Annotated in this window: 8 protein-coding genes; 3 read left to right on the forward strand and 5 right to left on the reverse strand. The window is 70.1% G+C overall.

Annotated features, from left to right (window positions below):
• The first annotated feature begins 7 nt into the window (after nt 1–7).
• Complete coding sequence (locus VAB18032_RS09510; protein WP_013732590.1) at nt 8–1354, forward strand: FAD-dependent oxidoreductase; 1347 nt, start codon at nt 8–10, stop codon at nt 1352–1354.
• Here VAB18032_RS09510 and hrpA read toward each other — a convergent pair.
• Nucleotides 1321–5379: an ATP-dependent RNA helicase HrpA gene (gene hrpA, locus VAB18032_RS09515; protein ID WP_013732591.1), complete on the reverse strand. Its 4059-nt coding sequence runs from the start codon at nt 5377–5379 to the stop codon at nt 1321–1323. The genes VAB18032_RS09510 and hrpA overlap by 34 nt on opposite strands.
• A gap of 378 nt (nt 5380–5757) precedes the next feature.
• Between hrpA and VAB18032_RS09520 the strand changes: the two genes are divergently transcribed.
• Nucleotides 5758–6138: a cytidine/deoxycytidylate deaminase family protein gene (locus VAB18032_RS09520; RefSeq protein ID WP_013732592.1), complete on the forward strand. Its 381-nt coding sequence runs from the start codon at nt 5758–5760 to the stop codon at nt 6136–6138.
• 259 nt (nt 6139–6397) lie between these two features.
• On the opposite strand, the gene VAB18032_RS09525 is transcribed toward VAB18032_RS09520, so the two are convergent.
• Both VAB18032_RS09525 and VAB18032_RS09530 read right to left on the reverse strand, forming a co-directional pair.
• Nucleotides 6398–7291 carry a hypothetical protein gene (locus VAB18032_RS09525; RefSeq protein WP_043720215.1) on the reverse strand — a complete coding sequence of 298 codons (894 nt, stop codon included), beginning with the start codon at nt 7289–7291 and terminating at the stop codon, nt 6398–6400.
• A 221-nt stretch (nt 7292–7512) separates the two neighbouring features.
• Nucleotides 7513–8157, reverse strand: coding sequence for a hypothetical protein (locus VAB18032_RS09530; protein ID WP_013732594.1), 645 nt, complete (start codon nt 8155–8157; stop codon nt 7513–7515).
• Between the two features lie 178 nt (nt 8158–8335).
• Between VAB18032_RS09530 and VAB18032_RS09535 the strand changes: the two genes are divergently transcribed.
• Nucleotides 8336–9949, forward strand: a complete 1614-nt coding sequence (locus VAB18032_RS09535; RefSeq protein WP_043720218.1) for a COG1361 family protein — start codon at nt 8336–8338, stop codon at nt 9947–9949.
• Between the two features lie 169 nt (nt 9950–10118).
• On the opposite strand, the gene VAB18032_RS09540 is transcribed toward VAB18032_RS09535, so the two are convergent.
• Nucleotides 10119–12623 carry a DEAD/DEAH box helicase gene (locus VAB18032_RS09540; RefSeq protein WP_013732596.1) on the reverse strand — a complete coding sequence of 835 codons (2505 nt, stop codon included), beginning with the start codon at nt 12621–12623 and terminating at the stop codon, nt 10119–10121.
• A gap of 125 nt (nt 12624–12748) precedes the next feature.
• Entirely contained in the window at nt 12749–13390 is a 642-nt protein-coding gene (gene trmB / locus VAB18032_RS09545) for a tRNA (guanosine(46)-N7)-methyltransferase TrmB (RefSeq protein WP_223165746.1), read from the reverse strand.
• Nucleotides 13391–13553 lie beyond the last annotated feature (163 nt).

Below are 13553 nucleotides of genomic sequence, written 5' to 3' on the forward strand. Positions count from 1 at the left end.
GCCCCGCATGGCAGCCTCCGGTCGCGCCGTCGTCATCGGAGCCAGTCTGGGCGGACTGCTCGCCGCCCGGGCGTTGGCGGAGAGCTTCGCCGAGGTGATCCTGCTGGACCGGGACACCCCGCCGGACGAGCCGGTGCACCGCCGGGGCGTACCGCAGGGCCGTCACGTCCACGTCCTGCTCGACCGGGGCCGCCAAGCCCTGGAGAGTCTCTTCCCCGAACTCGGCGCCGAGCTGTACCGCCTCGGCGCCACTCCGGTCGACCTGCACGGTCAGGTGCACTGGTACAACGACGGGCACCGGATGCTGCCGGCCCGCTCCGACCTGACCGCCTTCGGCATGAGCCGACCGTTGCTCGAACAGGTGGTCAGGCAGCGCACCGTCGCGCTTCCCGGGGTGACCGTGGTGCCCGACTGCGAGGTGACCGGCCTGCTCGCGACCGACGACCACCGCCGGGTCACCGGAGTACGACTCGCTCCGCGCGACGGCCGACCGTCGACCCTGACCGCCGATCTCGTGGTCGACGCCGGTGGCCGGGCCAGCCGCAGCCCGATCTGGCTGACCGAGCTCGGCTACCCGACGGTGGAACAGGAACGGGTCGAGGTCGGGGTCACCTACGTGACCCGCCGATACCGGCGCGAGGCCGGCCAACTGGAGGACAAGCTCGGCGTCCTGTCCAACGCGATGCCGGGCTGTCCCCGCTACGGCGTCGTCGCACCGCAGGAGGGTGGGCGGTTCGCGGTCACCATGGCGGGCATCCTGGGCGAGGAACCCCCGGTCGACGAGGCCGGATTCGTCAGGTACGCGACCTCACTGGCCGCCCCGCAGGTCGGCGAACTGGTCCGGCACGCCCAACCGCTGGACGAGCCGGTGCTGATGCGCTTCCCGGCCAGCGTCCGACGTCGCTACGAACGGCTGCCCCGCTTCCCGGACGGCCACCTGGTCTTCGCCGACGCGCTGTGCAGCCTCAACCCGGTCTACGGGCAGGGCATCACCGTCGCCGCCGTACAGGCGTTGCTGCTACGCCGGCTACTCGCCCGCGGCGGGCGTCACCGGCTGGCCCGGCGCTTCTTCCGGCGGGCGGCGCGTGTGATCGACGCGCCCTGGTCCATCGCCGTCGGCACCGACCTGCGCTTTCCGGGAGTCACCGGGCACCGTACCCGCAAGGTCCGGTTCGTCAACGCCTACCTGGCCCGACTGCACGCGGCGGCCGCGCACGACGTGGCGCTCGGCGCCGCCTTCCTGCGGGTGATAAACCTGATCGATCCGCCGGCCCGGTTGCTCGGCCCGGGGGTGATGCTCCGGGTACTCCTCGGCGCACGTCAGCGCCCTTCGGCGTCGTCCATGGCCCGGTAGATGCGTTGCTCCGAGATCGGGTACGGAGTGCCGAGGGCCTGGGCGAAGACGCTCACCCGCAGTTCCTCGATCATCCAGCGGATCTGCCGTACGGCGACGGAGTCACGTCGGGCCGGCGGGAGTACGGCGAGCATCTCGTCGTACTCCCGCTGGACCACCGCGATCCGGTCCTGCAACTGCTTGTCCCGGGGCGGATTGCCGGGCAACCGATCCAGCCGCCGCTCGATGGCAGTCAGGTAGCGCAGCAGATCGGACAGCCGGGCGTAACCGACCTCGGTGATGAAACCGGCGTGCACCAGCCCGGTGAGCTGGTTACGGATGTCGGCCAGGGCGGCCACCACGGCCAGGTTCCTCGTCGCGCCGAGCCGCTGCTGCACCGCGTACGCGGCGGCGAGCACCGCCCGGACCCGCTCCATCACCTCCACCACGGTGTCCACCAGATCGGCGCGAACCTTGTCCCGCAGCGCGGTGAAACCCTCGGCGTCCCAGACCGGCCCGCCGGCGTCGCCGATCAGCTTGTCGATCGCCGCGCCGGTGGCGTCCTCGATCAGCGCCTGCACCCCGCCGTGCGGATTGCGCGACAACGCCAGCTTCGCCTCGTTGGAGAGCCGGCCCTGGAGGAACTTGGCCGGTGACGGCACGGTCAGCCGCAGCAGCCGACGGGTACCCGCCCAGTGCGCGGCCTCCTGCTCGCCCGGCGAGTCGAAGACCCGTACCCCGACCGTGGCGCCCTCGTCCACCAGCGCCGGGTACGCGGTCACCGCGTACCCCGCCCGGATCTGCTCGATGGTGCGCGGCAGGGTGCCGATCTCCCAGCCGGTCAGCCCGGTACGCGCCACGTCCGGCGCGGCGGCGGCCACCACCTGGCGTACCTCGGCCTTGAGCTGGCGTTGCAGGGCCGGCAGATCCTTGCCCTCGGCGACCGGCTTGTCGTCGTCGCCGCGCACCCGGAAGGTGACCCGCAGGTGTGCCGGCAACTTGCCGAGATCCCAGGCCTCGCGGGGCACGGTCACCCCGGTCATCCGGCGCAGCTGCCGGGTCAGCGCGTCCAGCAGCGGCTCCTCGCCGGGGGTGATCGCGGCCAGCGCGGCGCGGGCGAAGTCCGGCACCGGTACGAAGTTGCGCCGCACCGGCTTGGGCAGCGAACGGATCAACGCGATGACCAGTTCCTCCCGCAGACCCGGCACCTGCCAGTCGAAGCTCTCCGCCGGCACCTGGTTGAGCAGCGGCAGCGGGATGTCGACGGTCACCCCGTCGGCCGGGGACCCGGGCTCGAACGTGTACGTCAACGGCAACTCGACACCCTCGGTGTGCCACCGGTCGGGGAAGTCCGCCTCGTCCACGCCGCCCCGACCCGCGTTGACCAGCAGCTCACGGGTGAAGGTGAGCAGGTCCGGGCGCTCCCGGCGGGTCTTCTTCCACCAGGTGTCGAAGTGCCGCCCGGAGACCACGTCGGCGGGGATCCGCTCGTCGTAGAACTGGAAGATCGTCTCGTCGTCGACCAGGATGTCGCGCCGCCGGGCCCGGCTCTCCAACTCCTCCAACTCGGTACGCAGCCGCTCGTTGTCCCGCCAGAACTGGTGGTGGGTGGACCAGTCGCCCTCGACCAGCGCGTGCCGGATGAACAACTCCCGGCTCAGCACCGGATCGATCCGACCGAAGTTGACCTTGCGAGAAGTGACAAGCGGTACGCCGTACAGCGTCACCTTCTCGTACGCCATCACGGCCGCCTGCTTCTTCTCCCAGTGCGGCTCGCTGTAGCTGCGTTTGACCAGGTGCTGGGCCAGCGGTTCGACCCACTCGGGTTCGATCCGCCCGTTCACCCGACCCCACAACCGGGAGGTCTCCACCAACTCGGCGGCCATCACCCAGCGCGGTGGCTTGCGGAACAGCGCCGAGCCGGGGAACAGCCCGAACTTCGCCCCCCGGGCCCCCAGGTACTCGTTCTTCTGGGCGTCCTTGAGCCCGACGTGCGACAGCAGGCCGGGCAGCAGCGACTGGTGCACCTTCGGGGTGTCGATCTCCTCCGGCAGGTCCGCGCCGGACTGGCGTCGCCCGCCTCCGCGCGGGGCGTCGTCGTCGGCGCCTCGCCGTCCGCGCCCCCGGCCCTCCGAATCGGCGGTACGCAGCACCTGGCGCAACTGGCTGACGATGTCCTGCCACTCGCGTACCCGCAGGTAGTTGAGGTACTCGGCCTTGCACATCCGGCGGAACGCGCTGGAGGACAGGTCCTTCTGCTGCTCGCGCAGATACCGCCACAGGTTCAGAAACGCCACGAAGTCCGACTCTTTGTCGGCGAACCGGGCGTGCGCCTGGTCGGCCTGTGCCTGCTTGTCGGCCGGCCGCTCACGCGGATCCTGGATCGACAACGCCGCGGCGATCACCATCACCTCGGTGGCGCAGCCGTTGCGCTCCCCTTCGAGCACCATCCGCGCGAGCCGGGGGTCGACCGGCAGTTGAGCCAGCCGCCGCCCGAGCGCGGTGAGTCGCCGATCCAGGTCGGTCTCGGTCGGGTCCAGGGCACCCAACTCGTGCAGCAGGTTGACCCCGTCGGCGATGTTGCGTCGATCCGGCGGGTCGATGAACGGGAAGGCGGCGATGTCGCCCAGACCGATGGCGGTCATCTGCAGGATGACCGAGGCCAGGTTGGTCCGCAGGATCTCCGGGTCGGTGAACTCGGGCCGCGACAGGAAGTCCTGCTCGTCGTAGAGCCGGATGCAGATACCGTCCGAGGTACGCCCACAGCGGCCCTTACGCTGGTTGGCGCTGGCCTGCGAGACCGGCTCAATGGGCAGCCGCTGCACCTTCAGCCGCTGCGAATAGCGGGAGATCCGGGCGGTACCCGGGTCCACCACGTACTTGATGCCGGGCACGGTCAGCGAGGTCTCCGCGACATTCGTCGCCAGCACCACCCGCCGTCCGCTGTGCGGGGCGAAGACCCGGTGCTGCTCGGCGACGCTCAGCCGGGCGTACAGCGGCAGGATCTCGGTGCCGAGCAGCGACCGCTTGTTCTGCACCAGCTTGCCCAGCGCGTCCGCGGTGTCCCGGATCTCCCGCTCCCCGCTGAGGAAGACCAGGATGTCACCGGGCCCCTCAGCGGCCAGTTCCTCGACCGCGTCACCGATGGCCTGGATCTGATCGCGGACGTTCTCCTCGTCCGCCTCCTCCTCGTCGGTGTCCGCCACCTCGACCAGCGGCCGGTAGCGCACCTCGACCGGGTACGTCCTCCCGGACACCTCGACCACCGGCGCCGGTACGCCCTCGGGATGCTCCTCGGTCGGCGGCCCCGCGAAGTGCCGGGCGAACCGGTCGGTCTCGATCGTCGCCGAGGTGATGATCACCTTGAGGTCGGGTCGACGGGGAAGCAGCTGCTTGAGATAGCCCAGAATAAAATCGATGTTGAGACTGCGCTCGTGCGCCTCGTCGATGATCAGCGTGTCGTACTGGCGCAGCATCCGGTCGTTCTGCAACTCGGCCAGCAGAATGCCGTCGGTCATCAACTTGACCAGGCTCTGCTCACTGACCTGGTCGGTGAAGCGCACCTTGTAACCGACCACGTCACCCAGCTCGGTGCCCAACTCCTCGGCGATCCGATCAGCCACCGTACGCGCAGCCAGCCGACGAGGCTGCGTGTGCCCGATCAGCCCGCTGATCCCACGCCCCAACTCCAGGCAGATCTTCGGAAGCTGGGTGGTCTTCCCCGACCCGGTCTCACCGGCCACGATCACCACCTGGTGATCGCGGATCGCCTCGGCAATATCGTCCTTACGCTCGCTGACCGGCAACGCCGGCGGATAGGTGATCTTCGGCAGCGCGGCCCGGCGTCGTTCCAACCGGCCCTCCGCCACGGCCACCTCGGCCGCGATCTCGGCCAGCGCCGACTCCCGCCGCTGCGGGTCGCGCAGCCTGCGTACCCCGTCCAGCCGCCGGCGCAGCTGACGCTGGTCACGGAACATCAACGGGGGAAGGCGACGCTGCAACGCGCGGATCGGATCGGTCGCGGCAGGTGAGACTGGATTCTGCATGTCGTGCCCAAGGATAGGCAGCCCGCCGCCGCCCCGCCTCCGGGTTACCCCGAGCCTGACCGTCCCGAACCGTGCCGTCCCGGAGTCGGTCGTCCCGGGCCCAATCGACCCCGGACCTGGCCGCCCGAGCGGTGGCAGGTAGACCGCAGCACCCCTTTGCTCTGCTTCAACCGGCGCAATGGATGTCGTCGCCAATCGGTGCGTGGGGTGAAGCAGAGCAAAGGGCGCTGACGTGACACGGCCTCGTCCACCAACCGCAGTGCACTGTTGGGTGCGGGGGTGCGGGGGTGCGGGGGTGCGGGGGTGCGGGGGTGCGGGGGTGCGGGGGTGGCGGTCTATCGTTGTGCGTCGAGCGGGGGACGGAACACGGGGAAGCCGATGACGATGCGTGACACCGATCGGGCCTTGGTGCAGGCCGCCAGCGCGGTGGCGAAGCTGCGCTGCCGCAGCGCAGCCCACACTCTCGCCACGGTGGCCCGTACCGCCGATGGTCGGGTCGTCTCCGCCGTGAACGTGGTGCACGCGACCGGCGGAGCCTGCCCCGAGGTCGTTGCGATCGGTACCGCAGTGACCCAGGGCGTGGGCGAACTGGAAACCATCGTCACGGTCGGTGACCGCGGCCGGTCCCTGGTCACCCCATGCGACGCCTGCCGCCAACTCCTGGGCGACCTCTTCCCATCGCTGCGCGTGATCATCGGCCCCCTCGACACCCCCCGGGTCGTACCGATCACCGACCTCCCCCCAGCCACCCCCCACTGACCTTCCGACGACCCCACTGCACCCCACCCCCGGCCCCGCCGCCTGCCCGCCGCAGTCAAGGTGGTGTGCAACTTCGGGGAAGATGTCGCCTCGGCGCGTGCGGAGGCAGCATCTTCCCCGAAGTTGCAGGTGCGGGTGCAGGTGCGGGTGCGGGTGCAGGTGGGTGCAGGGCGGTCGCGCAGGTGCAGGGCGGTGGAGGCGGGCGGGGAGGTGATGGGCCGATGCAGGAGCAGGGGTGCAGGGGGGTGGGGCGGGTGGGTTAGCGGGCGCGGGTGTGGATTGCTTGGCGGAGTTCGGTGAGGAAGCCGTCGAAGTCTTCGCGGAGGCGTCGGGCTGTCACGTGCAAGACGATCCAGTCCTCGCCGAGCAGGCGGTTGAGACGGCGGCGGTCGCGGTGCAACTGCTCCGGGTCGTCGTGCCAGAGGCCGTCGTATTCGACCGCGATCCGCAGGTGCGGCCAGGCGAGGTCGACTCGGGCGATGAATCGACCGTCTCGCTGTACCACGAACTGAGTGACCGGCTGTGGGACGCCGGCCAGCACGATCCGCACCCGAAGCCGTGACTCCTGTGCCGACTCCGCGCCGGCATCGGCCAACTCCGCCAGCCGCAGCATGCGTTTCCAGCCCTGCGCACCGCGACGGTTGTGCGCCAGGTCCCGCAGCTGTTCGCAGCGCACCAGCCGGCGGTTGAGCAGTCGGTCCACCACGACCACGGCTTCTTCCAGATCGAGCCACTGGGCCAGATCCCAGCAGGTCCGCAGCGGCGTGGTGACCGACATCCCGTCGTGCGGCTGCACCTCGAACGGGTCGACCTCGACGGTGTGCACGGCGAGACCGGCGACAGGCCCGAAGCGTTGCCCGGCGGGAACCAGCACGTCGAGCGGTTCGGCGTCGGCGACGAATCCGGCACCGAACAGTGCCGCGGCGCTGCGTCCGGCGATCGCCGCACCGGGTGGGAGCAGCCACCGCGCCGCGGCCCGACACCGGGTGCGGTGCGAGACCGTGAGCTGGGCGTCGGCGTACACGTCTCGGAAGATCGCCCGCCATGCCTTACTGCGCAGCTCACCCCGGGTCAGCAGCCCTCGGGCCACGGCACGGGACCCTCGGAAGACGCGTCCGCGTAGCTGCGGCGGGCGCCGCGCGGATGTCGGCATGACATCCACTCTGGACGAGCCGACCCACTCTCGACACCCCCTGTGGATAACTCCTGCACCGCAACGCCAACGCCGACGAGACGCTAATGCAACTTCGGGGAAGGTGTCGCCTCGGTGCTGGCAGAGGCAGCACCTTCCCCGAAGTTGCACGGGCCGGGGGCGCGGGGCGCGGGGTGCGGGGTGCGGGGGGCGCGGGGGAGGGCGCGGGGTGCGGAGTGGGGTTACGCGGCGGCGGACCAGATGGCGCGGAAGGCGGCGGCTTCGCCGGCGAGCCAGCGTTCGATCTCGTCGGACTTGGCGCTCTCGGGCATGCGGTGGGTTACGCCCCGGCGTACGTCGACCAGGATCGGCTCGGCGTGCGGCAGGACGGCGTCCATGTGCCGGGCCATCAGGTGCAGGGTGGCGAGCGCGGCCTCCTCGCTGGGCGGGGTCTCGTCGAAGTACAGCCGGACGGCTTCGGCGCGGCCGTCGCAATGGCGTACGCCGAAATGGGGGTTGATCTTGACGGGTAGGTCGCCGAGCAGGGCGAGGGCGTCACGGGTCTGGGCCAGGTCCACCTCGCGCGGCTCGCCCAGGGAGTGCAGCCAGGCCGTGGCGCCCGGCACCAGTGCCTGGTAGAGGGGGCGCCACCGGGGCTTGACCACGTCGACCACCTGCGCCAGGTGGGTGCCGCCGGTGTGGAAGGCGATGTCGGCCTTGAGCGCCTTGACGAACTGGCCGTGCGGGTTGAAACCCGAGCGGCTGGCCCGCTGTCGACGCAGGCCGCCGACGAAGCTGGCTTTGGTCGGCCCGGTGCGGTCGACGTAGCGGGTGAAGCCGAGGAGGGTGGCGTACGGCGTGAGGGGGGCGGAGATGGGCGCGGTCACGAGCATCCTCCCAGGTCAGGAACTCGATTAGTACATACATTCTAATCGACGGGTCTGACATCGCCCAGGGGAGAAAACGGGCCGGCCGATGCCGGTACGAGCCCTGCCGGACGGGACAGCGCGCCGCTCGAAGATCGATTACAGTCCGGGCTTTCCTCATTCCTCTTTCGGAGCACACATGACATCCCTTACGGCCCGTTGGCCCCGCCTTGCCGTCGGCGCGGCGGTGCTGGCGACGACGGCGCTTCTCGGTCCCGTCCCCGTGGCACACGCCGCGGACGCGCTTCCCGACCTGTCCGTCTCGTTCACCCGAGAGCCGGTCGCGGAGGTCGACAACAGCGGCACCACCGTCGGCATGTACGTGTACAACTACGGCGAGGCGGACGCGAACGCGGTGACCGTCACCATCGACCTGAGCAAGCTCTCCGACGCGGTCGTCGCGACCGTGCCGGACTGGGTCGACAACTGCAAGCTCGCCGACAAGAAGATCACCTGCGACGTCGGCGTGCTCGTCGCTGGGCAGGTCGACACCCTCTACCCGGTGTCGTTGGCCAGCCGTCAGGGTGCCAAGCCCGGCGATGCCGGCTCGGTCACGGTGACCATCGCCAGCACGGAGGGCGACGCGAATCCCGACGACGACATCACGACCTTCCCGGTCACGGTGGTCGCTTCCGGGCCCGATCTGGTGGCCGCCGCCGCGGACCTCAACGACAAGTCCGACCGGGTCGGCCCCGGTGACACGGTGCCGCTCTACAGTGGCGTGTTCAACGAGGGCGACACTGCCGCCACGGACTTCACGTTCACCGTCAGCCTGACCACCGGCGCCACCTTCGTCGAGCGCTACAGCGACTGCACGTACGCCGACTACTACCCCGACGATGTCGGGGCGCCCTATGTGTACGGACCCAGCGAGGTCACCTGCGTCCTGCCGCTGACCCTCGAACCGGGTGAGGGGCTGCTGCTGTTCGACGACGAGACCGGCGAGTCGGTCTTCAACATCACCTTCGGTCGCAACCTGCCCGGTCCCGGCGAGCACTACGGTTTCGTCAGCGTCGCCCTGGCGGGGGAGTCGCGAGCGGCGAAGAAGGTCGCGGGCAGCAAGGGTACGGGCCCGTCCTTCGCCGACGCCGTCAAGGCCCTGCAGGTCAAGGCTGCGGATGCCAAGGTCGCCCGCCAGTCCAGCACCAAGTGGGAGCTCGACGAGTCGGACAACTACGCGGACTTCCGGTTCTGGAGCAAGAAGAACACCATCGACGTCGCTGTCACCGCCCCGGCCGTCAAGGGCGCCGTGGGTGAGACGGTCGACCTCACCTACGAGGTCGTCAACCACGGTCCCTCCGACGGGGGTGGCCCGGGCGTGCTCATCACCGCGCCGAGCGGCACGGTGCTGCTGCCCGCCGAGTGGTGCTACACCGACGGCGAGCCGGGCGGGACGCTGCCCGAGTCGAAGAAGCTGCGCTGCAACTTCGAGAGCGAGTTCCCGAGCATCGCGTCCGGCTATGGTCGGATCAAGGCGACCGTCCAGCTGAAGATCAAGTCAACGCCGGGTACGGACGGCACCATCGTGGTCGACGGTGCCATGTACTCCACCGAGTCGAAGCCGGAGAACAACACCGCCCGCATCGTCATCGACAACGGTGACGGCGACGGCGGTTCCGGCGGTGGCCTGCCGGTGACCGGCGCTCCGGCCGCCGCCGTGGCCGGCGTGGGTGCCGCCGTGCTGGCGCTCGGCGTGGTCCTCTTCGTGATGTTCCGTCGTCGCCGCCTGGCATTCCAAGCCCCACGCGACTGACCGACGCCTGTCGACCGCAGGGGTGGGCCGGTCCTCCGCTCCCACCCCTGCGGCATCGGTGACGCACGGTTAATCAAGAGGTTTGCGTCGGCGATCGCCGGATCCTGACGCAAACCTCTTGGTCAACAAGCCGTGCCGGCCGAGACACGCGGCCGGTTGCTTGGGTGGGTCAGAGTTGGCCGACGTTGGTGATGCGGATGATCGCCGTGCCGGCTTCGTCGGAGGCGGCTAGGTCGACCTCGGCGCTGATGCCCCAGTCGTGGTCGCCGTCGGGGTCGTCGAGGATCTGCCGTACGCTCCAGCGTTCGCGACCTTGTTCGATCATGAGCAGCGCCGGGCCGCGGGCGTTCGGGCCGGTGCCGATCTCGTCGTACGTGTCGAAGTAGGGCTCCAGCGCGTCGGCCCAGGCGTCGGCGTCCCAGCCGGCGGAGGCGTCCAGTTCGCCGAGAGCGTCCCAGTGGCGTAGCGCCGCCAGCTCGACCCGGCGGAACAGGGCGTTGCGGACGAGGACCCGGAAGGCGCGGGCGTTGCGGGTGACCGCCGTGGGGCGGTCGTCCAGGGCGGCGGCGACGTCCGGCAGGTCGGTGGGGTTGCGCAGCCGCTCCCACTCGTCGATGAGGCTGGAGTCGACCTGGCGGACCAGTTCGCCGAGCCACTCGATCAGGTCGATCAGCTCGTCGGTCTTGGCTTCCTCGGGCACAGTCTGCCGCAGCGTCTTGTACGCGTCGGCCAGGTAGCGCAGCACCAGGCCCTCCGAGCGGGACAGCCCGTAGAACTGCACGAACTCGGTGAAGGTCATCGCCCGCTCGTACATGTCGCGGACCACCGACTTGGGGGAGAGCTGGTGGTCGGCGACCCACGGGTGGCCCTGCCGGTACATCTCGTACGCGTTGTTCAGCAGTTCGGCCAGCGGCTTGGGCCAGGTCACCTCGTCGAGCAGTTCGAGGCGGGCCTCGTACTCGATGCCCTCGGCCTTCATCGCGGCGACCGCTTCACCGCGGGCCTTGAACTGTTGCGCGGAGAGCACCTGGCGGGGGTCGTCGAGGATCGACTCGATCACGCTCAGCACGTCGAGGGCGTACGAGGGGGACTCGCTGTCCAGCAGTTCGATGGTCGCCAGGGCCAGCGGTGACAGCGGTTGGTTGAGTGCGAAGTCGAGTTGCAGGTCGACGGTGAGCCGGACCCGTCGGCCGGTCTCGTCCGGCTCGGGCAGCTCCTCGACCACCCCACCGGCTTTCAGCGCCCGGTAGATGGCGATGGCTCGGCGGATGTGCCGGCGCTGGGCGGCGGGATCCTCGTGGTTGTCGGTGAGCAGGTGCCGCATGGCGGCGAAGGCGTCACCGGGGCGGCCGATGACGTTGAGCAGCATCGAGTGGCTGACCTGGAAGCTGGAGGTCAAGGGTTCCGGCTCGGCCTCGACCAGCCGCTGGAACGTCGGCTCACCCCAGCCGATCGAGCCCTCCGGCGGCTTCTTCTTCACCACCTTGCGGCGCTTCTTCGGGTCGTCACCGGCCTTGGCCAGCGCCTTGACGTTCTCGATGACGTGTTCGGGGGCCTGCACCACGACCCGGCCGAGGGTGTCGAAGCCGGCCCGGCCGGCCCGCCCGGCGATCTGGTGGAACTCACGGGCCTTGAGCAGCCGGGTACGCACCCCGTCGTACTTGGACAGGCCGGTGAACAACACCGTACGGATCGGCACGTTGATGCCGACGCCGAGGGTGTCCGTACCGCAGATGACCTTGAGTAGTCCGGCCTGGGCGAGGGTCTCCACCAGCCGGCGGTACTTGGGCAGCATGCCGGCGTGGTGCACGCCGATGCCGTGGCGGACCAGCCGGGACAGCGTCTTGCCGAAGCCGGAGGTGAACCGGAAGCTGCCGATCGCCTGGGCGATCATGTCCTTCTCGGCGCGGGTGCAGACGTTGACGCTCATCAGCGCCTGGGCGCGTTCCAGGGCGGCGGCCTGGGTGAAGTGCACGACGTAGATCGGGGCCTGCTTGGTTTCCAGCAACTCCTCGAGCGTCTCGTGCAGCGGCGTCATCGCGTACGTGAAGATCAGCGGGACCGGCCGCTCGGCCGAGCGGACGACGGCGGTGGAGCGGCCGGTACGCCGGGCCAGATCGTCGACGAACCGGGTGGTGTCGCCCAGCGTGGCGGACATCAGGACGAACTGCGCCTGGGGCAGTTCGATAAGCGGTACCTGCCAGGCCCAGCCTCGGTCCGGTTCGGCGTAGAAGTGGAACTCGTCCATGATCACCTGGCCGACGTCGGCCCGGGCGCCCTCCCGCAGCGCCAGGTTGGCCAGGATCTCCGCCGTGCAGCAGATGATCGGCGCGTCGGCGTTGACGCTCGCGTCGCCGGTGAGCATGCCGACGTTCTCCGCGCCGAAGACCTCGCAGAGCGCGAAGAACTTCTCCGACACCAGGGCCTTGATCGGCGCGGTGTAGAAGGTCGTCCGGTCGTCGGCCAGCGCGGCGAAGTGCGCCGCGATCGCGACCAGGCTCTTGCCCGAGCCGGTCGGCGTATTCATGATCACGTTGGCGCCGGAGACGATCTCGATGACCGCCTCCTCCTGGTGGGGATAGAGGTTGAGGCCGCGCGCGGAGGCCCAGCCGGCGAACGCGTCGTAGAGAGTGTCGGGGTCGGCGGTCTTGGGCAGCGCGGCGGTGAGAGTCATGGCCGGTCCATGGTGCCTGGATCATGCCCTCCGACGCCAACCGGGTGACCGGTTTCGCCGGGCCGGCTGTTAACAGGGGCCCCCTTTACCGCACGAGGCGTTGAAAAGGGGCCCTTCCTTACCTCTCAGCGGCGGCGGTAGATCAGGTCGGCGATCGGGCGGCCGGCGCGCAGCGCCCGCCGTTCGAACCGGGTCACCGGCCGGTGGGCGGGCCGCGGCGCGTACCCGTCGTGCAGGTTGACCAGGCCCGGGTCGGCGTCCAGGGTGACCCGCATCGCCTCGGCGTACTCCGCCCAGTCGGTGGCGCAGTGCAGCGTGCCGCCGACGGCCAGCCGGGAGCGCAGCAACGCCACGTGTGTCGGCTGGATCAGCCGCCGCTTGTGGTGCCGGGACTTGGGCCACGGGTCCGGGAAGAAGACGTGCACCGCGTCCAGCGAGTCCGCCGGCATCGCCCGCAGCAACTCCACCGCGTCGCCCTCGGCGACGCGGACATTGCGCAGCTCACGCCGGTGTACCAGGTCCAGCAGGTTGGCAATTCCGGGCGTGTGCACCTCGACCGCCAGATAGTCTCGATCCGGGTCGGCGGCGGCCATCTCGACCGTCGTGTCACCCATGCCGGACCCGATCTCCACCACCAGCGGAGCCCGGCGGCCGAAGAGCCCGGCAGCATCGAACGGCACGGCAGGATCGGACGACACGGCATCGCAGACGCGCAGGCCGTACACCGGCCAGAGCTGTTGCAGCGCCGTCGTCTGCCGGTCGCTCATGCGGCCGCGCCGCGGGTGGAAGGTGCGGATCGCCCGCGCCGGATGCGGCGCGGTGCCTGCGGAGATCGGTTCGGTGGAGGTCACAGCGAACCGAGCTTACGCGAGCACGGTGCCGGATCGGATGTGATGTACGACCGGGGGTGAGACCATCATCCCGTACGGC

The organism is Micromonospora maris AB-18-032, assembly GCF_000204155.1.
In the GTDB taxonomy this organism is placed as follows: Bacteria; Actinomycetota; Actinomycetes; order Mycobacteriales; family Micromonosporaceae; genus Micromonospora; species Micromonospora gifhornensis.